24 protein-coding genes and 2 pseudogenes are annotated in these 26,036 nt (G+C 62.9%); 7 read left to right on the top strand and 19 right to left on the bottom strand.

Going from position 1 to position 26,036, the window contains the following annotated elements; genetic code table 11:
• Positions 1-120: 120 nt before the first annotated feature.
• The gene (locus NKJ57_RS25595; RefSeq protein ID WP_023690325.1) at positions 121-363 is read left to right on the top strand and encodes a hypothetical protein; all 243 of its coding nucleotides are present in this window, start codon (positions 121-123) and stop codon (positions 361-363) included.
• Here the strand turns inward: NKJ57_RS25595 and NKJ57_RS25600 are convergent.
• Together NKJ57_RS25600 and NKJ57_RS25605 are read right to left on the bottom strand one after the other, a co-directional pair.
• The gene (locus tag NKJ57_RS25600; protein WP_023712689.1) at positions 360-1,079 is read right to left on the bottom strand and encodes an NUDIX hydrolase; all 720 of its coding nucleotides are present in this window, start codon (positions 1,077-1,079) and stop codon (positions 360-362) included. The genes NKJ57_RS25595 and NKJ57_RS25600 overlap by 4 nt on opposite strands.
• Positions 1,080-1,084: 5 nt before the next feature.
• Positions 1,085-2,197: an endonuclease/exonuclease/phosphatase family protein gene (locus tag NKJ57_RS25605; protein WP_023712688.1), complete on the bottom strand. Its 1,113-nt coding sequence runs from the start codon at positions 2,195-2,197 to the stop codon at positions 1,085-1,087.
• A 157-nt stretch (positions 2,198-2,354) separates the two neighbouring features.
• On the opposite strand from NKJ57_RS25605, the gene NKJ57_RS25610 reads away from it, so the two are divergent.
• Together NKJ57_RS25610 and NKJ57_RS25615 are read left to right on the top strand one after the other, a co-directional pair.
• Positions 2,355-2,948 (top strand): BA14K family protein, encoded by a 594-nt coding sequence (locus NKJ57_RS25610; protein WP_023698358.1) that lies wholly within the window; start codon positions 2,355-2,357, stop codon positions 2,946-2,948.
• A 169-nt stretch (positions 2,949-3,117) separates the two neighbouring features.
• Positions 3,118-3,402, top strand: coding sequence for a PilZ domain-containing protein (locus tag NKJ57_RS25615; RefSeq protein ID WP_023685169.1), 285 nt, complete (start codon positions 3,118-3,120; stop codon positions 3,400-3,402).
• Between the two features lie 81 nt (positions 3,403-3,483).
• Here the strand turns inward: NKJ57_RS25615 and ilvC are convergent, their stop codons facing one another.
• The 3 genes from ilvC to NKJ57_RS25630 form a co-directional block, all read right to left on the bottom strand.
• The gene (gene ilvC, locus NKJ57_RS25620; protein ID WP_013531065.1) at positions 3,484-4,503 is read right to left on the bottom strand and encodes a ketol-acid reductoisomerase; all 1,020 of its coding nucleotides are present in this window, start codon (positions 4,501-4,503) and stop codon (positions 3,484-3,486) included.
• 23 nt (positions 4,504-4,526) lie between these two features.
• On the bottom strand, positions 4,527-5,177 hold the full coding sequence (locus tag NKJ57_RS25625) for a TetR/AcrR family transcriptional regulator (protein ID WP_444849000.1): 651 nt from the start codon (positions 5,175-5,177) through the stop codon (positions 4,527-4,529).
• A 157-nt stretch (positions 5,178-5,334) separates the two neighbouring features.
• Entirely contained in the window at positions 5,335-5,793 is a 459-nt protein-coding gene (locus NKJ57_RS25630; protein ID WP_023698360.1) for a MarR family winged helix-turn-helix transcriptional regulator, read from the bottom strand.
• A gap of 95 nt (positions 5,794-5,888) precedes the next feature.
• Here NKJ57_RS25630 and NKJ57_RS25635 point away from each other — a divergent pair, with 95 nt between their 5' ends.
• The gene (locus tag NKJ57_RS25635; protein ID WP_023690332.1) at positions 5,889-6,194 is read left to right on the top strand and encodes a Rieske (2Fe-2S) protein; all 306 of its coding nucleotides are present in this window, start codon (positions 5,889-5,891) and stop codon (positions 6,192-6,194) included.
• A 37-nt stretch (positions 6,195-6,231) separates the two neighbouring features.
• The gene (locus NKJ57_RS25640) at positions 6,232-6,954 is read left to right on the top strand and encodes a glutathione S-transferase family protein (RefSeq protein WP_352513090.1); all 723 of its coding nucleotides are present in this window, start codon (positions 6,232-6,234) and stop codon (positions 6,952-6,954) included.
• Here NKJ57_RS25640 and NKJ57_RS25645 read toward each other — a convergent pair.
• Both NKJ57_RS25645 and NKJ57_RS25650 read right to left on the bottom strand, forming a co-directional pair.
• A pseudogene (locus tag NKJ57_RS25645) lies at positions 6,911-8,152 on the bottom strand (FAD-dependent oxidoreductase); the annotation flags it as partial. The gene NKJ57_RS25640 and the pseudogene NKJ57_RS25645 sit on opposite strands and share 44 nt — an antisense overlap.
• Before the next feature lie 75 nt (positions 8,153-8,227).
• Positions 8,228-8,635 (bottom strand): winged helix-turn-helix transcriptional regulator, encoded by a 408-nt coding sequence (locus tag NKJ57_RS25650; protein WP_023690335.1) that lies wholly within the window; start codon positions 8,633-8,635, stop codon positions 8,228-8,230.
• 138 nt (positions 8,636-8,773) lie between these two features.
• On the opposite strand from NKJ57_RS25650, the gene NKJ57_RS25655 reads away from it, so the two are divergent.
• A complete protein-coding gene (locus NKJ57_RS25655) occupies positions 8,774-9,664 on the top strand; it encodes an SDR family oxidoreductase (protein WP_023714294.1) in 891 nt (296 codons plus the stop codon).
• Between the two features lie 50 nt (positions 9,665-9,714).
• On the opposite strand, the gene NKJ57_RS25660 is transcribed toward NKJ57_RS25655, so the two are convergent.
• The 4 genes from NKJ57_RS25660 to NKJ57_RS25675 form a co-directional block, all read right to left on the bottom strand.
• Positions 9,715-10,755, bottom strand: a complete 1,041-nt coding sequence (locus NKJ57_RS25660) for an SDR family oxidoreductase (protein WP_023714293.1) — start codon at positions 10,753-10,755, stop codon at positions 9,715-9,717.
• Positions 10,756-10,791: 36 nt separating this feature from the next.
• Positions 10,792-12,711: a potassium transporter Kup gene (locus NKJ57_RS25665; RefSeq protein WP_286459217.1), complete on the bottom strand. Its 1,920-nt coding sequence runs from the start codon at positions 12,709-12,711 to the stop codon at positions 10,792-10,794.
• A gap of 141 nt (positions 12,712-12,852) precedes the next feature.
• Positions 12,853-14,766: a potassium transporter Kup gene (locus NKJ57_RS25670; RefSeq protein ID WP_023823130.1), complete on the bottom strand. Its 1,914-nt coding sequence runs from the start codon at positions 14,764-14,766 to the stop codon at positions 12,853-12,855.
• Positions 14,767-14,843: 77 nt separating this feature from the next.
• The gene (locus NKJ57_RS25675; RefSeq protein WP_023690926.1) at positions 14,844-15,584 is read right to left on the bottom strand and encodes a pyridoxine 5'-phosphate synthase; all 741 of its coding nucleotides are present in this window, start codon (positions 15,582-15,584) and stop codon (positions 14,844-14,846) included.
• Between the two features lie 112 nt (positions 15,585-15,696).
• On the opposite strand from NKJ57_RS25675, the gene NKJ57_RS25680 reads away from it, so the two are divergent.
• Complete coding sequence (locus NKJ57_RS25680) at positions 15,697-16,116, top strand: SpoIIAA family protein (RefSeq protein ID WP_023682069.1); 420 nt, start codon at positions 15,697-15,699, stop codon at positions 16,114-16,116.
• Positions 16,117-16,150: 34 nt separating this feature from the next.
• Here the strand turns inward: NKJ57_RS25680 and NKJ57_RS25685 are convergent, their stop codons facing one another.
• The 8 genes and pseudogenes from NKJ57_RS25685 to NKJ57_RS25720 form a co-directional block, all read right to left on the bottom strand.
• Positions 16,151-17,278: an ATP-dependent DNA helicase gene (locus NKJ57_RS25685; RefSeq protein WP_023668361.1), complete on the bottom strand. Its 1,128-nt coding sequence runs from the start codon at positions 17,276-17,278 to the stop codon at positions 16,151-16,153.
• A gap of 584 nt (positions 17,279-17,862) precedes the next feature.
• Entirely contained in the window at positions 17,863-18,237 is a 375-nt protein-coding gene (locus tag NKJ57_RS25690) for a nitrile hydratase accessory protein (RefSeq protein ID WP_023690922.1), read from the bottom strand.
• Complete coding sequence (gene nthB, locus NKJ57_RS25695; protein ID WP_023690921.1) at positions 18,224-18,883, bottom strand: nitrile hydratase subunit beta; 660 nt, start codon at positions 18,881-18,883, stop codon at positions 18,224-18,226. Before nthB ends, NKJ57_RS25690 begins: the two co-directional genes overlap by 14 nt.
• Positions 18,880-19,503 (bottom strand): nitrile hydratase subunit alpha, encoded by a 624-nt coding sequence (nthA, locus tag NKJ57_RS25700; protein WP_023690920.1) that lies wholly within the window; start codon positions 19,501-19,503, stop codon positions 18,880-18,882. Before nthA ends, nthB begins: the two co-directional genes overlap by 4 nt.
• Before the next feature lie 65 nt (positions 19,504-19,568).
• Positions 19,569-22,730: an efflux RND transporter permease subunit gene (locus NKJ57_RS25705; RefSeq protein ID WP_352513033.1), complete on the bottom strand. Its 3,162-nt coding sequence runs from the start codon at positions 22,728-22,730 to the stop codon at positions 19,569-19,571.
• Positions 22,727-24,019, bottom strand: a complete 1,293-nt coding sequence (locus NKJ57_RS25710; protein WP_352513032.1) for an efflux RND transporter periplasmic adaptor subunit — start codon at positions 24,017-24,019, stop codon at positions 22,727-22,729. The genes NKJ57_RS25705 and NKJ57_RS25710 overlap by 4 nt, the downstream gene beginning before the upstream one ends.
• Positions 24,020-24,244: 225 nt before the next feature.
• Positions 24,245-24,841, bottom strand: a complete 597-nt coding sequence (locus NKJ57_RS25715) for a LysE family translocator (RefSeq protein ID WP_023682076.1) — start codon at positions 24,839-24,841, stop codon at positions 24,245-24,247.
• Positions 24,842-24,961: 120 nt separating this feature from the next.
• Positions 24,962-25,918 (bottom strand): annotated as a pseudogene (locus NKJ57_RS25720) (acyl-CoA desaturase).
• Positions 25,919-26,036 lie beyond the last annotated feature (118 nt).

Below are 26,036 nucleotides of genomic sequence, written 5' to 3' on the forward strand. Positions count from 1 at the left end.
CAGCTCCACCGCAACCAACCGCTATCCACAAGGATGGGTGCTTGTCGACATCGGCAATACTTGTTGTCGTCCGGTCTGCGATGCTAATTTTAGAGCAAAGCATCTGGTCAAGGAGTGGCAATGAGCAAGAAGGCGCGGCTGATTCTGACGATGGTGATCATCGAAGGCGCCCTTGCGGGACTTTGGTGGTATCTCGCCCGCTACGGCATGGCCAATCCCGATCGTGTCACCGCCGATTTTCAGGCAGTCGTCGGCCAGACGATGGGCATGGTCATGGGTGGATTGCTGGGCATCGGCGTCATCCTGTTCCTCGTCGCCGCCCGCAACGACCGCAAGGCGGCGCAGAACAATCCGCGCCGTTAGCCCCCGCCACCGCCAAAATGCCACTCGACCAGCGGCTTCATATGCGGTGCCAGCCCTTCCGGCAGGTCGGCGGCGTGGCGGATGATCACCGGCCCCTCGATCTCCGGCTCGGTCTCGGTCGCGACGAAGGCGCCGATGCGCCGCGCAACCTCGTCGGCCGGCGCATCGACGTGGTAGCGGCGGAAGAGGACCGTGCCGGTCGAAGTCGACAGCGCATGGTAGCGCTTGCCGCGCGCAGCGCCTGTCAGGTCAAGCCCGGTCTCCTCGCGCACTTCACGGATCATGTTGAAATCGACATCGACGCGGCCATCGCGAAAATCGATCGGCTCGAACGAGCCGGCAGCGAAGTAGACACTGCCGGCCGGGACCGTGTGCGCGCCCATGCGGATCGCCACCAGGGCGTTGTCGCCGGCGACCAGCATGGCGTGGCCATAGGCATGCTCGGCGCCCGTCCCCTGCCGGTTCTTTCGCCACAGCAGGAAGGTCGAGTACTTCACCGCGTGACAACGCCCGACGATCCGCTTGTCGCGCCAGGCGAGCGCCGAGAGCAGCACCACCGTGCCGTCGAACAACGCCGGATTGGCCGTGACCTCGCGCCGCCAGTTGTCAGTGATCGCCTGCGCGTTGTCGCGCTCGAACGGATGCGGGCCGGGGTCGAGCCGGACGTCGATTTCGTCGACGGGCAGGATGACGTTGCGCGGCAGGTCGAAGCTCACCGTGCTCAAGCCATGTCCAGGGTAATTGCGACGGGACAATGGTCCGACGCCTTCGGCCGGTCCCAGCCGGCGCGCGGAAAGCGCTCCACCGCCTGTCCGGCCGGAAAGATGGTGCGCCAGGGCTGGCCGTTGCGGATGATGTCGGGAACCGCCGTCGCATTCTTCGCCGCCAGCCCTTTCGACAGCAGGATGTAGTCGAGCTGGCACAGATGCCGCTCCTTCGGCCCGCGCGTGTGGTAGAAACTCCAGCGGTCCATCTCCGGCCGGCGTTCGACGACATTCTCGCAAAAGCCGCCGGCGGTGAGCACATCGATACAGGACTGGCTCTCGTCGATCACCTGGAAGCGGTAGCCGTCGATAGCGTCGCCCTCGATCTTCACCCGCTGCCGGTAGTCGTTCATGTCGCCGCAGATCGCCCAGTTTTTGTCGGCTGCGTGCTCTTTGCCGAAGCGCTCGTCGATAATGCGGCGCACCGCTTGCGCCTCGGCGATGCGCACCGGCATCGTCGCCTCGCGGCCGTCGAGCCCATTGCGCGGCGAGCCCATCGATTTGAAATGGACGAGGTAAAGCGTCAGCGGCACGCCGCCGACCTTGATGTCGACCTCCAGGCAGTCGCGCCGGAAGATGCGTTCATTGGCCAGGTTGCCGAGCGCCTCGAGTTCAGGCGTGTGCAATCCGAACTGCTCGAACGTGACATAGGCATGGCTGGTCATGCGCACGAACTCGATCGGCTGACCTTGCGCGGTCTCGTTGCGCATCATCACGGCAACGTCGATGCCGCGCGAATCATTGCCGGCGGTGGTGTATTTCTGCCGGTAACCCTCGCCCACCATCTTGAAGAGATAGCCGTACTCGAAGGCCTTCAGCGCCTCGATGTTGTCGACCTCCTGCATGCAGATGATGTCCGCACGGGTGGCGGCAATGGCGAGCGCGGTCAACTGGCGCGTATCGTCGGATTGCGCGATGGCGCGCGCCTGCTCCAGCATCCGGTATTCGGCTTCGCTCTGGATGTCGAAAAGCGCCAGCGTGCGGTCTTCGTTGAGCTGGTTGCGGAAGCCCGAGAAATCGAACCTGTTCATCAGGTTTTCGACATTGAAAGTGGCGAGGCGCAGCGACATGGACTGACCTTTGCCTGCAAGCGCCCATGAAAACAAGGGCTGCTTGTCATGGCTGATGGAACCTTTCTGTTCATCCTCCGTTCAGACGCCAAGGTCCATCAATAGGCCACTTCCCTGGGGTATCCGGGCGTGGGGCCTGTATCACTTGGAGAGTGCAATGAGCTCGCTCTTTTCGTCCACAGTCAAATCCGGGCTGTTAGCGCTCGGTCTTTTCTCGGGTCTCACGGCGCCATCCGCCGCCGGCCCGATCCTGCAGCCAAACCTGGCGGTGCCGACAAGCACCGCATTGTCTGACATCACACCGGTTCGCGACAGCTGGGCGGGCGGCAATGACCGCCGCTCCTTCAACGATTGGCAGTGGCGCCGCCACGACGGCCGTCACTTTGCCCGGTCAGGCAACTGGAACAACGGCAACTGGAATGGCGGCAACTGGAACGGCGGCGACAACTGGCGCTGGCGCCATCACCGTCACCATCGCGGCCGTGATTTTGACAGCGGCGCCGCAGCAGTTCTCGGCCTCGGCCTGGGTCTCGGCCTCGGCAGCATCTACAACAACGGCTACTACAACAACGGCTATTACAATGACGGCTATTACGTGCAGCCGGCGCCCCGCCGCTATTACCGCACGCAGCGTCTGTCCAGCGCCCATGTCCAGTGGTGCTACGACCGCTATCGGTCCTACCGGGCCTGGGACAACACGTTCCAGCCCTATGGTGGCCCGCGCCAGCAATGCTGGTCGCCCTACAGCTGAACTATAAACGACAATACACGACGGCGCCGCCCCATCGCGGCGCCGTTTTCATTTGGGAAAGACGGCTGGTCTCGGTCACCGCTAACCATATGTTTATCGGCTCAGCCTATCCGTGATATCGTGCCCCATCTGACGATCGCGCCGATCCGGTCGCGAAGGACGTGCCGTCATGGCCGACAACGAATTGCGAAACAAACACCGGCAGCGCGTGCTGAAAGGCGCGACGATTCTGACCGGCCTCACCAATTCCGAGGTCAAGTGCACGGTGCGCAACATGCATGCCGGCGGCGCCGAGCTGAAAGTGTCTATAGACGCGCGCGTCCCGGACGAGTTCCTGCTCTATGTGCCGGTCGACGGCATCGGCTACAAGGCCATCGTGCGCTGGCGCCGCGACGACCGCATCGGCGTCGAGTTCACCGGCACCGAGCCGAAGCCCCATTGGCACTATGGCTGAGTATCCTGATCGATAAACCGGCATGAAAGAGCCGGCGGATCGCTCCGCCGGCTCTTTGCTCCCAATCCCGACGACTGCGGGTTAGTTCTTGGCCTTGTCGACCAGCTTGTTCTTGGAAATCCAGGGCATCATGGCGCGCAGCTTGGCGCCGACTTCCTCGATCTGGTGGCTGTCATTGTTGCGGCGGATGCCTTTGAAGCGCGACATGCCGGCGCGGTATTCCTGCATCCATTCCGAGGTGAACTTACCGGTCTGGATGTCCTTCAGCACGCGCTTCATCTCGGCCTTGGTCTCGGCGGTGATGATGCGCGGGCCCGAGACATATTCGCCCCATTCGGCGGTGTTCGAGATCGAGTAGTTCATGTTGGCGATGCCGCCTTCATAAATCAGGTCGACGATCAGCTTGACCTCGTGCAGGCACTCGAAATAGGCCATTTCGGGCGCATAGCCGGCTTCCACCAGCGTCTCAAAACCGGCGCGGATCAGTTCGACCAGGCCGCCGCAGAGCACGACCTGCTCGCCAAACAGATCGGTCTCGCATTCCTCGCGGAAATTGGTCTCGATGATGCCCGAACGGCCGCCGCCGACGCCGCAGGCGTAGGACAGAGCGAGATCGAGCGCGTTGCCGGAAGCATCCTGGTTGACGGCGACCAGGCACGGCACGCCGCCGCCCTTCTGGTATTCGCCGCGCACCGTGTGGCCGGGGCCTTTCGGCGCGATCATGACGACATCGACGGTCGACTTCGGCTCGATGAGGCCGAAATGCACGTTGAGGCCGTGCGCGAAGGCAATCGCGGCGCCGTCACGAATGTTTGGCGCGATTTCGTTTTTGTAGATGTCGGCCTGCAATTCGTCAGGCGTCGCCATCATCATCAAATCGGCCCATTTGGCAGCGTCCGCCACGCTCATCACCTTGAGCCCGTCAGCCTCGACCTTCTTGGCGGTCGCCGATCCCGCCTTGAGGCCGATGGCGATTTCCTTGGCGCCGGAATCCTTGAGGTTGAGCGCGTGCGCCCGGCCCTGGCTGCCATAGCCGATAATGGCGACCTTCTTGCCCTTGATCAGATTGAGATCGGCGTCGCGATCGTAATAGACACGCATCTTTTGCTTCCTTCCCGTAGAGATTAGAGGCCTTGCGGCCCGGTTTTTGCTCCATAAAGAGCGAGAAACTGCTGCGTCGCCCGGGCGGCATCGCCGCCGATCGCCGCTTCAGTCAATTCCAGCCTGTCGCCGAGCAGGAGACGGATCTGCACGTCGCGGGCGACCAGCCCGAAAAAGGTCCGGAACGCCATTTCGGCGTCCGTAAAGTCGAGCAGCCCGGCCTGCTTGCCGGCAAGCAGCACCGGCTTCAGCCGTCTGGCCAGCGCGAAACGGCCATTCTCCAGCACGATGGCGCCGAGATCGTCCTTTCCGGATCCGGCATGGCCGACCGCGACGCGGTTCAGCGCGATCGAGGTATCGCTCGAAATCACCTTCAGCCAGTCCGAGGCGAAGCCTTCCAGGCTTGCCGTCAGCGAGGCAAGATCCAGCCGCTCACCGTCGACCGGCACCACGCGCACTTTCGATGCCTGCCACTGCACGGTCGCCGTCAGCAGTCCGTCGCGGTCGCCGAACCATTTGTAGAGCGTTTCCTTCGAGCAGCTGGCGCGGCGCGCCACCGCCGTCATGGTCAGATTGTCGCCCTCCTCGACCAGCAGCCGCAAAGCCGCGTCCAGGACGGCCTTTTGCCGCTCTGTCAGCACTTCGCTGGTATCGATGTCGGCGCTTGCCTGCAACAATTTCCGCCCATTCGATGAGGTCGCCGGGTCGCCTCAAACGGCGTACCGTACGTTACGGTTCGGCATATTGCGCAATCCTATGCTCGACGCAAGGGGTCAGGTAGAAAAATCGTCGACGTGAGAGCCGCCGAGCAAACCACGAGATTCTGACGGATCAATCATCGGCGGGCGGATGGCGCAGCTCTCCAAGCAGGCTCGCCAGTATCTTCAGCTCCTCCGCGGAGAGTTTTGCGCCGACCAATTCCGCAATCGACCGTCCATAGACAGCCCACATCCGTCGCCTGGTCTCACGGCCCTTGGCCGAGATGCGGATGGTTTGGCCGCGGCCGTCGTCGGCAACCCTGAGTTTCTCGACCAGTCCTTCGGCCTCGAGCCGCGCCAGAAGCCGCGAGATATTATACTGCGCAAACAGAGTGCGCTCGGTCAGCTGAAATGGCCGCAGCCCGCCCTCACCCGCCTCGGCGAGTTCATGCAGCACGTCATACCAGTCGAGCGGCGGCAAGCCGCTAGTCTTCAAAGCCTCTTCCGCCTTTTCGATGAGCTGGCGCGAAACCCGCATCAGGCGGGCCCAGGCCTTGACGGCTTCGGGCGAAGGCGTGGTTGTTTTGGCCATGACCCATTCTAGGCGATAGATGCAGTTGCATCAAGCTTGACGGTCAATGCACTTGCATCTATATGCATGCAACTGCATCGATCCGGGAAAGATCCATGAAACACGAAATTTGCAAAGTCGCCGACGTCCCACAGACGGGCAGCCTGATCGCGCCATTCTTCGGCCGCGAGGTCCATATTTGGCGCAGCGGTGAGCGCATCCGCGCCGCCGCCAATGTCTGCCTGCATTTCGGCGGGCCGCTCGACTGCAAGGACGGCAAGCTGGTCTGCCAATGGCACGGCGCCGCCTTCGACATGACATCAGGCGACCGGATCGAAGGTCCGGCGCCAAAAGCGTCGCGACTGATGTTCCTGTCGACGCGCGTCGAGGACGGCGCGTTGAACTATGTCTGGGGAGAGTGACATGCCTGAGAAGAATGAAATGACTGAGAAGAATGAAATGACTGGCAAGCTCATTCTCGTCAGCCATCATCTATGCCCCTATGTGCAGCGCGCGGCGATCTCGCTGGCCGAGAAGGGCGTACCGTTCGAGCGTGTCACCATCGACCTCGCCAACAGGCCGGACTGGTTCAAGGCGATTTCGCCGCTGGGCAAGGTGCCGCTGCTGATCGTCCACGCAAATGGCGAGGAGACGGTGATCTTCGAATCTGCCGTTATTCTCGAATTCCTCGAGGAGACGCAAGCCAATCCTCTGCATCCGGCCGACGCCTACGCCCGTGCCCGGCATCGCGCCTGGATCGAGTTCGGCTCAGCGACATTGAACGCCATCGGCCGGTTCTACTCGGCATCGACGGAGGCCGCCTTCCTGGCGGAATCCGCAGCGCTGTCAGCCATGTTCGATCGTGTCGAGAACGAATTGGCCGACCAGGCCGGACCGTGGTTCAGCGGCCAGCGCTTTTGCCTCGTCGACGCCGTCTACGGCCCGGTCTTCCGCTATCTCGACGCCTTCGACCGGATCGGCAATTTCGGCATTCTGGACGGCAAGCCATTGGTCCAGGCCTGGCGCAAGGCGTTGAGCGAACGCGCCTCGATCAAGGGTGCCGTGGCGCCGGACTATCCGCAGCGGCTGCGTCTATTCCTGCGTGCGAGAAATTCGTCTCTCTCGACCCTGATCCCGCCCGATGATCTGGCCAGTGCACCTCCTCTAGCCCGATCCGCCTGAACGGATCGATCAGCGTGCCGGCCACCATCGAGGCAAGCACGCTTGGCACTGGCGGGATTTTGGCGATGGTTGCCACCAGCCTGTCGCGGAAGAAGGGCAGCATCGTGCCGTCCGACTGGTAGAACGGCGTCAGCGCCAGCGACAGCAGCTGGAAGATCCAAACATGCCATCGCCGCGCCCGGGCGTAGCTTTCCAGCGCTGCCTCGACGTTGCCCGTTTGTGCCAAGGCATGGCTGAGTGCTGCCGCGTCGAGCAGCGCCATGTTGGCGCCTTGCCCGAGCTGCGGGCTGGTCGAATGCGCGGCATCGCCGATCACGGCCAGCCTGCGGCCAGCCGGCAGCTTCATCGTGTGGTGGCCGTAGCGCGCCAGCGACAGCTGGTCGAAGCTGTCGATCTGGCTGGTGAACGCCTCGCACTGCGGCCACAGCGAGACCAGTCTCGCCTTCCATGCGTCGAGCCCTGCCGCGCGCACGTTTTCGGCATCCGCCGGCTTCAGGCTCCAGAAGAACGCCGCCATCTTTTCCCCGCCCGGTTCCGGTCGGCCGATCGGCAGGACGCCGATCATCACGCTGGCCTTGTCGTAGCGCTGCAGCAGCGCATTTTCGTCGAAGCCTTGGCGCCAGCCGAGCGAGGCCCAGAACGCGCCGTAAGTGAGCTGCCGCGGCTGGGCCGGATCGTTGAGGCACCGGCGCAGCTTCGAACGCGAGCCGCTGGCGTCGACCACGAGGTCGAACGGCCCTGCCCTGCGGCCCCCCACCGTTCGGCTCTTGTCGAAGATCAGGATCGCCCGCTCACCGACGTCCAGCGTCTCGATCTCGACACCGGTTTCGATGGCGATGCCTTGGCGCTGCGCGGCGCGAAACAACATGTTGAACAACGCCGCCCGGTGCACCGCCAGCCCGAAACGGCCGCCAGGCTGCGCATCGTAGCGCACGGCGAGCACGGTGCGGCCGCTCGAGGCATCGGCGCCATGCAGACGCTCGATGCGGCTCCCCAGCGCCAGAATGTCGTCGAGCAGGCCGAGATCGGCGAGCACGCTCAGCCCGGTCGGCTGCAGGATCAGTCCGGAACCGACGGGCTTGGGTTCCTCGAAACGTTCGAAGATGGTGACGTTGTGGCCCGCGCGCTTGAGATAGAGCGCGGTGGCGAGCCCCGCCGGGCCGGCGCCCGCAATCGCGATGTCGAGAGATTTTTCCATTGCCCGCCCAACTACTGGCCGGACAATCCTTCAGCGCCATTGTCAAATCAAGCCTTTGCTGCATGGACCAAAATATCAGCCACCGGCGTCGAAGGCAGCGCGCGCCTTGCGCACCGCACCATGGTTGAGTTCGGCCCACAGGATCAATTGATGCAAGGCGCCGAACATCGAACGGCCGAGATCGGTCAGGCTGTATTCGACGCTTGGCGGCTTGGTCGGGAACACTTCGCGATGAACAAAGCCGTCGCGCTGCAGATCGTGGAGCGTCTGGGTGAGCATGCGCTGCGAGATGTCGGGCACCAGGCGCCGCAACTCGCCGAAACGATAGGGTTGCTCTGCGAGCGCCGCCATCAGCAGCGAACTCCATTTGCCGTTCACGCCCTGCATCACGTCGCGAACCGGGCAATCGGCAATGTTTGCGCCATCGCTGGTGGCTTTGAATATATTGAGCTTGGTTCTCAGATTGACGACCTTGCCGTCCATGGCTGCTGGTTCCCTGGCGGTGCCTACCTCCCTAAAAACTGCCTTCTTTACGGTGGCCGGTCAATTCTTATTTTAGTGCTGGTCTCTTTTTGAGACTGTCAGAAGCACCCGCCACCCGGCGCAATTTCAGGATCCCCCATGACCGCAACCCTTCTCGTCACCGGCGCTTCCGGCCAGCTTGGCCGCGGCGTCATCAACCACCTGCTGGACACATTAAAGATCCCCGCAAACCGCATCATCGCCACCACCCGTACACCCGCCAACCTTGCCGATCTGGCGGCGCGCGGCGTCGTCGTCAGAGCCGCTGACTTCAACGACCCGCAATCGCTTGCCGAGGCCTTCGCGGGAGCCGACCGGGCACTCGTCATCTCGACCAACGAACTTGAGGTACAGGGGAAGCGGCGCGAGCAGCAGCTTGCGGCGGTGACGGCGGCCAAACAGGCTGGCGTCGGCCACCTGCTGTACACCTCGATGCCCAACCCCGAGCCTGGTTCGCCGGTTGTTTTCGCGCCCGACCACTACGACACCGAACAGGCGGTCAAGGCGAGCGGGATCCCCTACACGATATTCCGCAATGGCTGGTATAACGAGAACCTGTTCATGGCGTTGCCGCAGGTTCTGGCGTCGGGTCAGTGGTACACCTCTGCCGGCGACGGCGCCATTTCCTACGGCACGCGTGACGATTTCGCGGCGGCGATCGCAGCGGGGCTCGCCTCGGACAGCAGCGAAAGCGCGACTTACACGCTCACCGGCCCCAGTGCGTATACGGCTGCCGAAGTGGCGGCGTTGGTCACCGAGGTCACCAGCAAGCCGATCAAGGTCATCCAGCTTTCCGACGAAGCCCTGACCGAGGGAATGAAGTCGGCCGGCCTGCCTGAACCCTTCGCCAAGGTGCTGGTTTCATTCGACGCCGCCGCCCGCGCCGGTGACCTCGGCATGGTGACCGACGCGGTCGAAAAACTCTCCGGCCGAAAGTCGGTGCCGCTGAAGCAGTTTCTGGAGACGAACAAGGCTGCACTGGCCGGCTGAAAGCTGCCATTGCGGGACGCCGAGCCCTTAAGGTTCGGCCTCCCGCACAATTACTTACGTCGCTTGACCAGTCCCAGCCGGATCAGGCTTTCGCCCGTGGCAATCAAAGCATCTTCGCGCGAGCGTGGCGCCCAGCCGAGCACGCGCACCGCCTTGGCGTTGGTGGCGTTCTTGATCTTGCCCAGTTCCGTTGCGAGTTGTGCCGCTTCCGGATTGAACAGCCCGATGATGCGCACCAGCCAATCGGGAAACTCCCGCGTCGAGACGCGCGACGCCGCCGGCCCGAGCCGCGTATTCAGGGTCTGCGCGATCTCGCGCACCGTCATGAAATCGCCGGCGACAGCCAGGAACCGTTCGCCCTTGGCGGCGGGGTGGGTCATGGCGCGAACATGCAGATCCGCCACGTCGCGCGCGTCGACGACGCCGAAGGACAGGCGCGGCAGCCCAGGCACGGCGCCGTTCAGCATGCGCTGGACAAATTCGGTCGAGGTCGAATGGTCCGCGCCGAGCACCGGTCCAAAGATGCCAACGGGATTGACGACCGCAAGCTCCAGCGCGCCGCCCTGCTCGGCGATGAAATCCCAGGCCGCGCGCTCGGCGAGCGTCTTGGACTTCACATAGGCGCTGACCTTGCCTGCCGGATCGGTCCAGTTTTCCTCGTTGAAAGGCTGCCCATCCGCGCGCATCTTGCCATAGCCGACGGCCGCGAAGGATGAGGTGAGCACGACGCGCCTGACCCCGGCATCCCGCGCCGCCCGCAGCACGCGCAACGCGCCCTCGCGCGCCGGAAGGATCAGGTCATCCTCATGCGTGGGCACGCCGGGCGGAAAAGGCGATGCGACATGCAGCACGTAATCGCAGCCGGCCACCGCCGCCGGCCAGCCTGCGTCGGCCATCAGATCGGCATGGGCGAATGAAAGGGCGTCACCGGGCTCCGTGCTACCTGCCTTGAGCATGGCGAGCACATCGGCTTCGCGCCTGGCCGATCGCACGGAGGTGCGGACGCGGTAGCCGGCCTTCAACAGTTCGAGGATGCAGTGAGCGCCGAGGAAGCCGGACCCGCCGGTGACCAGCACCAATTCGCCGCTCATATTAGCCTCCTCGACGATTTATCCCTTCGAGACCCCTCAGATCGCCACCTGCGTGCCGATCTCGACCACACGTCCGGTCGGGATCTGGAAATACTCCGTCGCATCGGCCGCCGAGCGGGCGAGCCCGATGAACAGCTTGTCCTGCCACACCGGCATGCCGGAATTGGGCGATGCCTTGAGCGAGCGCCGCGACAGGAAGAACGACGTCGTCATGATGTCGAACTTCCAGCCCTGCTTGCGGCAGATCGCCAGCGCGCGCGGAATGTTGGGCTGCTCCATATAGCCGAAGGTCAGCGTCACCCGCATGAACAACTCGTTGACTGTCTCCATCTTGACCCGCTCGCTGTCGGGCACCAGCGGCTGCGGGGCGGTGACCACCGACAGAATGACGTTCTGCTCGTGCAGCACCTTGTAGTGCTTCAGGCTGTGCATCAGCGCTGTCGGCGCGCTTTGCGGATCGCTGGTCAGGAACACGGCGGTGCCGGACACCAGCTGCGGCTTCTTCTTCAGCAGATTGCCGGCGAGGAAATCGAGCGGGATTTCGTTGCGCCGGGTCTTGTCGAACAGATAGCGGCTGCCGCGCACCCAGGTCCACATCGCCAGAACGATGGTGAAGGCCACCGCAAGCGACGCCCAGCCGCCCTCGAACACCTTCACGATGTTGGAGGCGAAGAAGCCGATGTCGATGAAGCCGAACAGCGCCGTCATGGCGACCGCCACCCACAGCCGCCATTTCCAGATGCGGGTCATGACGACGAACAGCAGCACCGTCGTCACCAGCATGTTGCCGGTCACCGAGATGCCATAGGCGGAGGCGAGCTTGCTCGACTCGCCGAAACCGACGACCAGCAACATCACCGCCAACGCCAGCAAAACATTGACGCGCGGCATGTAGATCTGGCCCGACTGCCGTTCCGACGTGTGCAGGATTTCGAGGCGCGGCAGCATATTGAGCTGCACCGCCTGCCGGGTCAGCGAGAAGGCGCCGGAGATCACCGCCTGGCTGGCGATAACCGTCGCGGCAGTGGCCAGCACCACCATCGGGATCAGCGTCCAGCCTTCGTTCATCTCGAAGAATGGGTGGCCGACGTGACCGTTCTTCGCCAGCACGAAAGCGCCCTGCCCGGCATAGTTTAGCAGCAGGCAGGGAAACACGATGGCCAGCCAGGCGAGCACGATGGGCTTGCGGCCGAAATGGCCCAGATCGGCATAAAGCGCTTCGGCACCGGTGACGGCGAGGAAGATGGCGCCGATGGTCACGAAGGCGACATCGGGCGAATTGATCAGGAAGGCGACGATGTAGTGCGGGCTGACCGCCCACAGGATTTCGGGATCGGCGATGATGTGGTTCAAGCCCGAAAGACCGATAGCCAGGAACCAGACCGCCGTGATCGGCCCGAAGATCAGCGCCACACCGCCGGTCCCGAAGCGCTGCACCGAAAACAGGATCGCAAGGATGACCAGCGTCAGCGGCACGACGTAGGGCTGGAAGGTCGGGGTAACGACATTCATGCCTTCAACCGCCGAAAGCACCGAGATTGCCGGCGTGATGACGGCGTCACCGAAGAACAATGACGCGCCGACAATACCGATGGCCAGGATGATCGCCGAGCGGGTCGGGAAACTGCCGCGCGCCAGTGCCATCAGCGACAGCACGCCGCCCTCGCCTCGGTTGTCGGCTCTGAGCACAAACATGATGTATTTGATGGTGACGATAATCGTCAACGACCAGATGATCAGCGACAGCACGCCCAGAATATCGCCGCGCTCGGCGATTTCGCCGCCGGAGGACGCAACAAGCGCTTCCCGGAAGGCGTAGATCGGGCTGGTGCCGATGTCGCCATAGACCACACCGAGCGCGCCCAGCATCAGAACTTTGGTGCTGTGCTGTTCGATTTCGGGATGGCTCGATTGTTCGACGGGTTCTGCCTCAATACCAGCATTGGTAAGGGCCATGGACGACACTCCGATAGGCGCGCGGTGCTCTACGCTTGCTGCGATGCAATATCAAGTGCCGTGACGGTAGGGCTACCATGTTCCCAGCGCAGGGCTTGCCCCGCAATGACCGGTGCGTGGCGTCAAAGGCTGCCGGAAACCTCAGATCGCCACCTGCGTGCCGATCTCGACCACACGTCCGGTCGGGATCTGGAAATACTCCGTCGCATCGGCCGCCGAGCGGGCGAGCCCGATGAACAGCTTGTCCTGCCACACCGGCATGCCGGAATTGGGCGATGCCTTGAGCGAGCGCCGCGACAGGAAGAACGAAGTCGTCATGATGTCGAACTTCCAGCCCTGCTTGCGGCAGATCGCCAGCGCGCGCGGAATGTTGGGCTGCTCCATATAGCCGAAGGTCAGCGTCACCCGCATGAACAACTCGTTGACTGTCTCCATCTTGACCCGTTCGCTGTCGGGCACCAGCGGCTGCGGTGCGGTGACCACCGACAGAATGACGTTCTGCTCGTGCAGCACCTTGTAGTGCTTCAGGCTGTGCATCAGCGCTGTCGGCGCGCTTTGCGGATCGCTGGTCAGGAACACGGCGGTGCCGGACACCAGCTGCGGCTTCTTCTTCAACAGATTGCCGGCGAGGAAATCGAGCGGGATTTCGTTGCGCCGGGTCTTGTCGAAGAGATAGCGGCTGCCGCGTATCCAGGTGGTCATGATCAGCCCCATGAGGCAGGCAACGGATATTGACACCCATCCGCCTTCCACGATCTTGACGACATTCGCCAGGAAGAAACCCATGTCGATGGTGCCGAACAGCAGCGCCAATGCCAGGGCGAGCCCAAGCTGCCATTTCCACAAATTGCGCATGACAACGAACAGCAGAATGGTTGTCATCAGCATCTCGCCGGTCACCGAAATTCCGTAAGCGGAAGCCAGCGAACTCGAGCTGCCGAAGCCGACAACCAGCAGCATCACTCCCAGGGCGATGAGCAGGTTGACGCGCGGCATATAAATCTGGCCGCTCTGCATTTCGGACGTGTGCTGCACCTCGATGCGGGGCAGCAGGTTGAGTTGCACTGCCTGGCGTGCCAGCGAAAAAGCACCCGAGATCACCGCCTGACTGGCGATCACGGTGGCGGCCGTTGCCAAGCCGACCATTGGCATCAGCGCCCAATCCGGCAACATCTCGAAGAATGGATTGGTCGGCCTGCCGCCATTCGCCAATACAAAGGCGCCCTGGCCGAAGTAGTTGAGCAGCAGGCAAGGAAACACCACGGAAAACCACGCGAGCACGATCGGCTTGCGCCCGAAATGTCCAAGGTCGACATAAAGCGCCTCGGCCCCCGTTACCGCCAGGAACACTGCACCAACGGTCACGAAAGCGGCGGTCGGCGTGCCGGCTAAGTAGGCGATCGCATAATACGGGTTGATCGCCAACAGCACCGAAGGATCGTCCATCAGGTGGTAGAGCCCGGAAACGCCGATGGCCAGGAACCATAGCGCCGTCACCGGCCCGAATACTGCCGCCACCTTCCCCGTGCCGAAGCGCTGCACGGAGAACAGAAATGCCAGGATGACCAAGGTGATCGGAACGACATAGGCCTCCAGCGTCGGTGTCACCACTTCCAGGCCCTCAACTGCCGACAGCACGGAAATGGCCGGAGTTATGATAGCGTCTCCGAAAAAAAGCGACGCCCCGCAAAGTCCGATGCCGAGGATAAGCTTGGCGCCTTTTGGATAGGCGCTGCGCGCCAGCGCCATCAGGGACAGCGTGCCGCCCTCGCCCTTGTTGTCGGCGCGAAGCACGAAAGCGACGTATTTTATGGTGACGATAATCGTCAGCGCCCAGACGATCAGCGACAGCACGCCCAGGACATCTATACGCGTGTCGGTACCAGGCGAAGCGTGAAGCGCCTCGCGGAAGGCATAGATCGGGCTGGTGCCGATATCGCCATAGACGACGCCAAGCGCGCCCAGCATCAGAACTTTGGTGCTGTGCTGTTCAGTGTGGGAGTGGTTCGGTTGTTCGACGGGTTCAGCCTCGCTACCGATGCTGGAAAGAGCCATCGACTACTCCCCGATCACCGCGCGGTGCGCCTTGCTTGCTGTCATGCGATATCACCTTCGACACGAGCCTTCCACCGCTACCAACCGCAAGCCTTCAGAAACCGCCCCACCGTGCCGGCCATGCCATACTCCAACGCATCGGCTGTCAACCCGTGTCCGATAGACACTTCGGCCAATGCCGGAATGCGCTTTGCCAATGCCGGAAGGTTGTTCACCACCAGATCGTGCCCGGCATTGACCTGGAGCCCGGCGGCGAGTGCGGCATCCGCGGTTTTTCCCAATCTTTCCAGCTCCTTCCGCGCCTTGGCGGAATCGGAATGGTAGCTGCCGTAGGGCCCGGTATAGAGCTCGATGCGGTCGGCGCCGGTGTCGCGCGCGGCATTGACGCCGGTGGGATCCGGATCGGAAAACAGCGACACGCGGAAGCCCCCTTTTTTCAGACGCTTGACGATCGGGATAAGGAACGCCGCCTCGGCGGCAAAGTTCCAGCCATGGTCCGATGTCGCCTGCGCCGGATCGTCGGGCACCAGCGTCACCTGCTCCGGCTGGTGCCTTTCCACAAGCGCCAGAAAATCCTCGGTCGGGTAGCCCTCGATGTTGAATTCCGCCTTGGGAAACTCGTCGTCGATCAGCGCCCGGATCTCCGGCAGGTCGGAATGCCTGGTGTGGCGCTCGTCGGGCCGCGGATGAACCGTCAGCCCGTGCGCGCCGGCCGCCAGCGCCAGGCGGCCGAGCCCGGTGACGCTCGGCCACGGCAGGTCGCGGCGGTTGCGCAGCATGGCGATGGCGTTGAGATTGACCGAGAGTTTCGCGGGCATGGCGTGAGGTCCGGCTGTTTGTGCAGCGCATCTATACTGCCTTTGATGGGAACAGACAGGGGCTTTCGGGTGTTCCAGTGATGACATCTGCTCGCAAGGGGGAACCCAGCCAATGAATTTTCTCCAATCCGTGCCCGCGATCCGCCGCCTCGAAACCGACCGTGAGGACCTTTTCGCCATCGACGTCGTCGGCCATGTATCGGCCGCCGACGGCGAAAATCTGTTCGGATTGCTGGAGGCTGCCTACGCGCTGCACCCGAGGATCGACGTCTTGGTGCGGCTGGTCGACCATGAGGGCGTCGACTGGATCGATATGGACGACGAGACGCTGAAACAAGGTACGGTTCATGCGCTAGAGCATATCGCCCGGTGCGCGACGATCGGTGAGCCGGACTGGATAGCGGATGCGCGGAACTTCCTTCCGGCTTCGCCACCCATCGAGTTCAGGCACTTCGCGGCCGAGGACGAAGCGGATGCCTGGCAATGGCTGGGTGCGACGCCACTCAGCCCTGCTGCGCCGGCTGCTACCTGACGCCGGCTATCTAACGCCAGCTATCCAACGCCAGTTATCTAACAATCGTCAGCCGCTCTGCCGCCCGCGTGATGGCGGTATAAAGCCAGCGCTGGCGGGTTTCCTTGAACGCCCAGCTCTCGTCGAACAGCACGACGTCGTTCCACTGCGAACCCTGCGCCTTGTGCACGGTCAGCGCGTAGCCATAGTCGAAATCGTCAAAGCGCTTCTTCTGCTGCCAGGGGATATCGGCGTCCGGATCCTCGAAAGCCGACTTGAGCAGCTTGATCTTGGCGACGCCGCGGTCGGGATCGTCCTCCTCGGGCGAGACCAGAAGGTTGATGCCCGGCTTCACCGTCTCGCGCGACGAGGTCATCACCTTCCACAGCGAACCGTTGAGCAGGCCCTTGGCGGGGTCGTTGCGCAGGCAGACCAGCTTGTCGCCGGCCTGCGGATAATCGGCATTGAAACCCTTCAGCTCGCGCAGGCGCTGATTGTAGCGGCGGCGTGTGCGGTTGGTGCCGACCAACACCTGGTCCGCCTTCAGCACCAGCTCCTGGGTGACGTCCTCCTTGCCGATGACCTGCGCGGTGCCGTAGTCGCCGCGCATGAACTCGCGGCCCTCGCGCACGTCGAGCGCCAGCTGGATAATCGGATTGTCGCGCGCCTGGCGGTGGATTTCGGTCAAGAGCACATCCGGCTCATGCTCGGTGAAAAAGCCGCCGCCCGAGATCGGCGGCAGCTGCGCCGGATCGCCAAGCACCAGGATCGGCGTGCCAAAACTCAGAAGGTCGCGGCCAAGCTGCTCGTCGACCATCGAGCATTCGTCGATGACCACCAGCTTCGCCCGTGAAATAGGGCTTTGCCGGTTGAGCGAGAAGGTCGGCGACATCGAGGTCTTGCCCGTCACCTCGTCCGACACCGATTCCTCGCCCTTCGGCCGGTAGATCAACGAATGGATGGTGCGAGCATTGACCGCGCCCTTGGAACGCAGCACCTGCGCCGCCTTGCCGGTGAAGGCGGCGAACTGCACCTGCCCGTCGACATGCTCGGCAAAATAGCGCGCCAGCGTGGTCTTGCCGGTGCCGGCATAGCCGAACAGCCGGAAGACCTGCGGCCGGCCCTCTTTCAGCCAGCGCGCCACCGCTTTCAGAGCCTCGTCCTGTTGGGGGGAGAATTCCATCGGTTCGACAGACCGGATTCGCGAGAGAAAGACAAGCTTGGTGCTAACACCGCTTAAAACGATGGGATTGCCTCACCTTCAACGGGACAAACTAGCAGGCGCAAATGCGAACGTAAAGTGAACATGCAAGCGGATAACGAACGATTTGAATTCAGGCATTTGAACCTAGATCGGGCAATGCCACTATCACGGACATGATCGAGATGCAGATCGGCGCAGACACCTATAAGCGAGGATATTGATGAGGTCGTTCGCAGACAGGCTGATCGGAAAGTCGATAAAGAAGATCGAAATCGGCGAACCTGGTTATGGCATCGTTGTCTCCTTGTCGGATGACGCAGGGTTCGCGATATATACCGAGGTCACGGCCTGTCTGAGTGACGAAAATGCCAGAACCATAGACGTGTTACCATCAGCGACGAGCAAGTGATCCTCCACTTGGGTGACAACGACTTCGTCGCCATTTCCAAAAACCGTGGCCGCTTCGCCGTCGTTGAGGCGTTTGTCTATGGGGACGACGAACGCATGGTCGTCGAAAATTAGTTGCATCGGCCGCCAAATTTCAAACACCAACCACAGGCGGACTATATGTTCGCGCCGCCGCCGCTACCTCTGGTCGGCCCGGGATCGTTCTCCAACAAAATCGGCTTGCCGTGCGGGGTTGCATGCGCGGCGCGTTCCCAGGCGGCGGCGAGCGTGTCGACGTCACTTTTTCCCGCGACGCCCTTGGCCGCCAGCAGCGTCTCCAGCGCAGCCAGCCAATGCTCGTAATAATCGTGGCCATCGCTTGCGGCGCCCGGCTTGTTCACTTGCGCCGACAGCGCATCGGCCCATTCGGCCCAGGAAAACAGGCCCTTGTCGTGCAGCGCCACCGTCATGGCGAAGGCTTCGGCCTGCCAGGGTTCGGCGAATACCGGTTCGTCCAGACCCGCCGGCAGTGCACCTTCAGGCCGGCTCAAGATAGCTCTCCCAGGCATCGATCGAGACGGTCAGCGTCGGGTCGGCGCCCTCGCCCCAGATTTCCGAGCCATCGAAGACCACGGTATAGACCCATTGCGGGTTTTCACCGTTGCCATGCGCGTTGCTGTCGGGGAACACAAAACCGTCACGCACGGCCTCGACAACTCCGTGCTTGCCGCGCGCATAACGCGGCAGCCTCGTGTGGGCGGTGGGATTGAAATTCCTTGTCCGCACCGGGTCGCCGGCCTTGAAGCGCGGCGCCGTCTCGACCGGCCGGTCGCAGGGACTGCCCTTGGCCAGCACCGCCGGAACGTTTTCGGCCTTCAACACCCTTTTGGGCGTCGCCGCCGGATCGACCGCCCGACCTTCCGTCAGATCGCGCTCGCTGACGAAGCCATGGCGCTTCAGCAGCACCTCGAGCGCTTTGATCCATATCTGGTAGTAGCTTGAGGAATAATAGACGGCCGGATGCAGCGATTCCCTGGCGTGCCGGCTCTCGTCGATGTTCCACGCGCCCATGGCGCCGGCAGTCAGCGTCACGCCGAGCGCCCGCCTCTCCCAATCCGCATGAAAATACGGTTCGTCCTTTTCGGGCGCGACCGGCCCGAAACCCATCTGCCCACCGAGATCCTGCGGCCCGTTCATGCCGGTACCTTCTTTGTCCCGGGTTCTTTGGCCACCGCCGTGCCGATCATCGCATCGCGGCTGACCAGTTCGGCGAGTTGGTCCTCACTCCAGCCTTCGGTACCGTCAGGCCGCATCGGCACCACGAGATAGCGCAGTTCGGCAGTCGAATCCCAGACGCGGATGTTTTTCTCCGCCGGCAAGGTCAGCCCGAACTCCTCCAGCACGCCGCGCGGATCGATCACGGCGCGCGAGCGATAGGGCGGCGCCTTGTACCAGACCGGCGGCAGGCCGAGCACCGACCACGGATAGCAGGAGCACAGCGTGCAGACGACGAGGTTGTGCGTCTCGTCCGTGTTGAACACCGCCTGCATGTGCTCGCCCTGGCGGCCGGTGTAGCCCAGCGAGGTGATCGCCGCAGTCGCGTCGCGCTTCAGCCACTCGGCAAAGGCCGGATCGCTCCAGGCTTTCGCCACCGCCCTGGCGCCGTTGCGCGGCCCGATCTTGGTCTCGTAGGTGTCGACGATGACGTCGATCGCCGCCGGATCGATCAGGCCTTTTTCGGTGAGGATGGTCTCCAGCGCGCGCACGCGCGCCGCAAATGGGTCGAGCTCATTGTCGTGGTCATGATCATGGGACATGACCCTCAGATTAGGATCGGCGGCACGCGGCCGCAAGCATGACAGCTTGGGCCACGGGCTATCGCCTATTCGGCGGCGGCCCTTTGCGGCTCGAGCCGATCCTCGGGAGCGAACAGCGAGGCCTGCTCGCCGCTCTCGACCGCATGCAGCTCCGGCCTGTTCTTTTTCCAAGAGAAGAAGCTCACCAGCCAGCCGGAGAAATTCTCGAAATAGACATAGATGACAGGGGTGACGAACAGCGTCAGCGCCTGCGACGCCAGGAGACCGCCAACCACCGCGACACCGAGCGGCTGGCGCAGCTCAGCACTGGCGCCGGTGCCGAGCGCGATCGGGAACGTGCCCATCAGCGCCGCCAACGTCGTCATCATGATCGGCCTGAAACGCATCAGGCACGCCTTGTGTATGGATTCCTTGGCCGACATGCCTTCTCGTCGCAGCTCCAGCGCGACGTCGACCATCATGATGCCGTTCTTCTTGACGATGCCGATCAGCATCAGGATGCCGATCACCGCGATCACCGACAGGTCCATGCCGGCAAAGCGCAGCGCGACCACCGCGCCCAGCACCGCCGAAGGCAGGCCGGTCAGAATGGTCAGCGGATGGATAAAGCTCTCATAGAGGATGCCGAGTACGATATAGATGGTCAGAACGGCGCCGCCGATCAGCAGGCCCTGATTGGCCAGCGAATCCTGGAAGGTCTTGGCGGTGCCGGCAAAGCTGGTCGAAATCGCCGGCGGCATGCCGATCTGCTCCTTCAGCGCGGCGATGCGGGCCGTGCTGTCGCCCAGCGCCACGCCTTGCGGCAGGTTGTAGGAGATGGTCACCGCGGGCAGCTGGCCGAGCTGGTTGACCGTCAGCGCGCCGGCGGTGCGGTCGACGCGGGCAAAGGCGCCGAGCGGCACCAGGCTGCCGCTTGCCGTCCTGACCTGGATGGCCAGCATGCGCTCGGGCGACCATTCGATGTTGGGATCGAGCTCCATGATGACTTCGTAGCTGTCGGCCGAGCCGAAGATCGTCGAGACCTGCTCCGTGCCGAAGCCGCCATAGAGACTGGAGCGCAGCGTGTCGGTGTCGATGCCGAGCGAGGCCGCCTTGTCGCGATCGACCACCAGCGTCGCCTGCAATGAATTGTTCTGCAAATCGCTGGTGACGTCGGTGAAATTCGCATGATCGGCCGCCATCGCATCGTCGAGCTTTTGCGCCCATGTGTCGGTCAGGCCGGTATCGAGGCCCTGAACGACGAGCTGGTAGGCGCTGGCGGAAGAACGCGCGCCAAGTCGCAGGTTCTGCACCGGCTGCATATAGGCATCGATCCCCGGCACGACGGCCAGCTGCCGCCGCAGATCCGACAGTACCTTATCGATGTCGGGGCGCTGGCTCTTGTCCTTCAGCTGCACATAGAGCTGGCCCTGGTTCAGCGCATTGTTGCCGCCGCCGGCTGACCAGGCCACATGCGAGACATAGGGCGAACGCGAGAAGACACTTGCCGCCTGGTTCTGCAGCTTGACCATGGCGTCGTAGGAGATGTCCTGCCTGGCGATCGTCGTCACCGAGATCTGGCCGATATCCTCTTGCGGGAAAAAGCCTTTCGGCGAGACTTCGATCAGCCACACCGACCCTGCCGCCGTGCCGACAAAAACGAGGAACACCAGGAAAGTGTGGCGCAGGCAGAATGTCAGAAGCCGATCATAGCCGCGGGTGACGAAGTCCTGCTTGTGGCCGGGGGCGTGCTTGTCGCGATCGGCCTTGGTCACCGACAGCAGCCTTGAGCACAGCATCGGCGTCAGCGTCAGCGAGACGAACATCGAGGCAAGGATCGCGACCGTCACCACGACGGCGAATTCGTTGAAGATGCGGCCGATGACGCCGCCCATTAGAAGCACGGGGATGAACACCGCCACCAGCGAGATCGAGATCGAGATGATGGTGAAGCCGATTTCGCGCGCGCCCTTCAGCGAGGCATCGAAGGCCGAGAGACCGTCCTCCTCCATGTGGCGAAAGATGTTTTCCAGCATGACGATGGCGTCGTCGACGACGAGGCCGACTGCGAGCGTCAGTCCCATCAGCGAGATGTTGTCGATGGAGAAGCCGAACAGGAACATGGCGCCGAGCGTCGCGATCAACGAGATCGGCACCGCCACGGCCGGAATGATGGTTGCAGTCACCCGGCGCAGGAAGACGAAGATCACCATCACCACCAAAGCGATGGTCAGAAGCAGCGTGAACTGGACGTCGTCGACGGCCTGGCGGATCGAGGTCGAACGGTCGTTGAGCAGCTTGATGTCGGCGGCGGCCGGCATTTGGTCCTTGAACGACGGCAGCATCGCCTTGACCTTGTCGACGACGTCGACCGTGTTGGCGTCGGGCTGGCGCTGCACCGCCAGGATGATGGCGCGCGTGCCGTCATACCAGCTTGCAGTCGTCGTGGTCTCGACCGAGTCGATGACGCGCGTCACCTCGCCCAGCCGCACCGGATGGCCGTTCTTGGTGGCGATGATGAGGTTGGAGAACCCGGCGGCATCGGTGAGCTGCGTATTGGCCGTGATGGTCAGCTGCTGCTTGTCGTTCTGCAAGACGCCGAGCGGCGTGTTGGAGTTGGCCGACGCGATTGCCGTCTGCAGCTGGTCGATCGAAATGCCGCGCGCCGCCAGCGCCGTCGGGTCGATCTGCACGCGCACCGCATATTTCTGCTGGCCGAAGATCGACACCTGCGCAACGCCGTCGATGGTCGACAGCGAGGGCGAGATGACGTTTTCGGCGAAGGCGTCGAGGTCGGTGAGCGGAACCGTGTCGCTGACCAGCGACATCAAAAGGATCGGCGCGTCGGCCGGATTGACCTTGCGATAACTCGGCGGCGACGTCATCTCCGGCGGCAACTGCCGCTGCGTGCGCGCGATCGCCGCCTGCACGTCGGCGGCCGCCGCGTCGATATCCCGGTTGAGCACGAACTGGATGGCGATCGAGGTGCGTCCCAGCGAATTGCTGGTCGAGATCGAATCGATGCCGGCAATGGTGGCGAACTGCTTGATCAGCGGCGTCGCCACCGATGTCGCCATGGTTTCAGGCGAAGCGCCGGCCAGGTTGGCCGAGACGTTGACGACCGGGAATTCGGCGCTCGGCAGCGCCGCAACCGGCAGGAATTTATAGGCAAACAGCCCGCCCAGCACGAGGGCGAACGACATCAGCAGCGTCGCGACAGGCCTTCTTATGCAAAATTCGGAGATCATTGGGCAGCTCCGCCGGCTTTGTCGGCTTCCGCCACCTTAGGCGCTGCCCGACCGCCTGCAGTTGCCTTGCCTTCATGCACGCTGGCGCCGTCCTTCAGCCTGGTTTGGCCCTCGACGACAACCTGCTCGCCCGACTTGACGCCCTCGCTGATGGCGCTGTTTTCGCCTTCGGTCAGCGCCACCTGAACGGGGCGCATCTCGACCGTGTTGTCGGGCTTGACGACATAGACGAACGGACCCTTCTGGCTGGGCTGCACGGCAACGGTCGGGACGGACGTCATCTGCGGCATGATGCCGGCGTCGAGCACGACATTCACATACTGTCCGGGCCACAGTGAAAGATCGGCGTTGGGTATGCTTGCCCGTGTCGCGATGGTGCCGGACGCGGTGTCGACGCTGGAATCGACGAAGTCGAGGGTGCCCTTGCCGATCGGCGTTGGATCGCCATCCTTGGTCAGCGTCACCGCGCCTTGCTGCGGGTTGGCCAGCGCCTTGTGCAGCAGCGCCAGGTTGCTCTCCGGCAGGTTGAAGTTGACTTGCAGCGGATCCATCTCGGTGATCGTCACCAGCGGCGTCGCCGTGCTCGAGTTGCCGTTGCTCAAGGTAACCAGGTCACCGACCGAGACGTTGACCGCGCCCAGCCGGCCGGCAATCGGCGCCTTGATGCTGGCGAAGCCGAGCTGGACATTGTCGGCGTCGATCGTCGCCTTGTCGGCATCGACGGTCGCCGCCGCAGCCTTTTGCGCCGCCACCGCCTGATCGTAAGTCTGCTGCGTGCCGGCCTGCTTGGCGACGAGATCCTTGGCGCGCTGAAGGTCGGAGCCCGAACTGGTTAGCAGCGCCTGGTCCTTGGCGAGCGTCGCCTGATCCTTGGCAAGCTGCGCCTTGAGCGCCCGGTCGTCGAGCGTGAACAGCAGGTCGCCGGCCTTTACCATCTGGCCGTCCTTTACGGCGATCGACACGATCTGGCTGGACACCCGCGCATTGATGTTGACCACGGCCGGCGAAGACACGAAGCCGATGGCGTAACGGCGGATCGGAAAATCGGCCATTGTCGCGGTGGCCGAGACGATCGAGGCTGAACGGGCGGCATTACCGCCGGCGCCGGATTTGCCCCCTGTCTTGTCGGCCGAAGCCTTGTCCGATCCAGCCGGCTTGTCCGCTGCTGCCGTCTGACTGGCGCCCGGCAGCATCTGCTGCATACTGCTCATCGCCGCCGGCGAAAAATAGACCCATGCCGCGGCGACACAGGCCGCCACCACCACCGCCAGAACGACTTTTCCGCGCATCGACTAAAAGCCCTATGATCCGACACGCCGAACCCGGTGGTCTCATTCTACCCAATCACGGCGCCTTGCCGCGATCTCGCCGAAGTAGATAGGACGCACATTTGTCGGAAAAGGGCCAAAACACGGCATTACGAAGATTTAATGTGCACTGCACAATGACTATGCAGCCGGCTCAGCAGTCGGAAAACCAGCCAGGATGCGGTTGAGATTTCAGGCCGGATGCGTCTATTTCAGCATCGGCCAGAGCGTCGCCGCCAAGAGCACGCCCATGGCGATGTTGAACCATTTCAGCCGCACCGGATCCGACAGGAATCCGCGCAGCGCTGTGCCGAAGCCGGCCCACACCGAGACGCTCGGCAGGTTGACGACGGTGAAGGCGATCGCGATCAGCGCCACCGACAGGAACGGGTGGTCCGGATTGGAGTAGACGGCCATGGCGGTGATCGCCATCACCCAGGCTTTCGCATTGACCCACTGGAATGCGGCTGCCTCGATGAAGCGCATCGGCCGTGCCTCCGTCTCACCCTTGCTGGACAGCGAGCGCGACATGGCGATCTTCCAGGCGAGATAGAGCAGATAGGCAGCGCCGGCGATCTTCAATCCGGTGTGCAGGGCCGGAAACGCCGTCAGCACCGCGCCCAGGCCAAAGCCGACGGCAAGCAACAGCACCAGGAAACCCATGCTGATGCCCAGCATATGCGGAATGGTTCTGACGAGGCCGAAATTCACGCCCGACGCCAAGAGCATGAGGTTGTTCGGCCCCGGCGTGATCGAGGTCACGAAGGCGTAGACCAAAAGGGCAAGGAAAGCGTCGAGGGTCATGACGGCTCACAAAGGTCAGCAATGCTGACTTAAATCGACAGGGCGTTGGAAGCAACTTCATTCGATTGGTCCAAAGCGCTCCGCCGTGATCCGTCTCCGAGCCAGCCACGCCGGCACAGTCTACCTGCCGTGGGGCCGCGCCGACAACAGGCTGGGAGCGGCGGCCGCCTCTTGACGGCCAGCCACACGCCGCAGGCCTTTGCGCCTCGGCGTGTTCCCGGGAAGCTTCACGCCATCCGCGAGGCCGAGGGCAGCCAGGATGCGGATGAAGACCCAGCCGAGATCGATCTGCCCGCGTTCCAGGCCGAGCTTTGCGGATTCGGGAAACGCATGGTGATTGCCGTGGAAACTCTCGCCAAAGGTCACTAGGCCGAAACGCGGCAGGTTGTAGCCCTGCACGGCAACGCCATCGACGCGCCAGCCCTGCTGCCCGCTGCGATGTGCGAAATGCCCGACCAGCCAATGCCCGGTCAGCGACACCGAGATCCGCACGGCAATGCCCCAGACCACTCAGCTCAACCCGCCGAGCAGAAAGAAAAGGATCGCCTACGGCAGTTGCTGCAGCATCCAGGTCCGCTCGACGAATTTGTAGAAGCGGTCGTTTCTGATCGACGGCTCGATGACGAAGTCAGGCGGATTGCGCAACGCCACGGCGCAATGCATTTGCCAGAAAGCGTCGGTGAAGAAAGGCCGGCGGTGGGCGTGCAGGTCGTGACAAGCCGTCTGGCGCTGCGCCCAGTCTCGTATGTCATGCGCATAGATCATGCCGAACGGACCGGCCATGCCGACGAGCGTGCCGAGATAGACCAGCGCGTGTTCGAGCCAGATGTGAATCTTGAACGAGCGATGGATGAGCAGGCGATGCATGCCGACCGAGTGTCCGGCGCAGATCGTCACCGCCGTCGCCGCTACGAACAGGGCGAAAGCGCTCCAGCTGAAGGTGAGCGGCCCAAACACCAACGCAATCAGCGTCATCGCACCGACCCAGATCGACTTGGCCGGCATCCAGACGACCTCGCCATCTTCGGCATCGCTCAAGGGCTGCGAGATCATTCTGCCTGTGGATATGGTCTTCATCGGTACCCCTCCTCTGCAGGAAACATTTCCGAACCAAAGAGCCTTGCCTTCCGGCGCGCCGGCGCTTATTTAGGCAATAAGCTAACTATCTACTATTGCGAATTAGGTATTTAGGCAA

This window comes from Mesorhizobium sp. M0077 (assembly GCF_040322955.1).
Classification (GTDB): Bacteria; Pseudomonadota; Alphaproteobacteria; order Rhizobiales; family Rhizobiaceae; genus Mesorhizobium.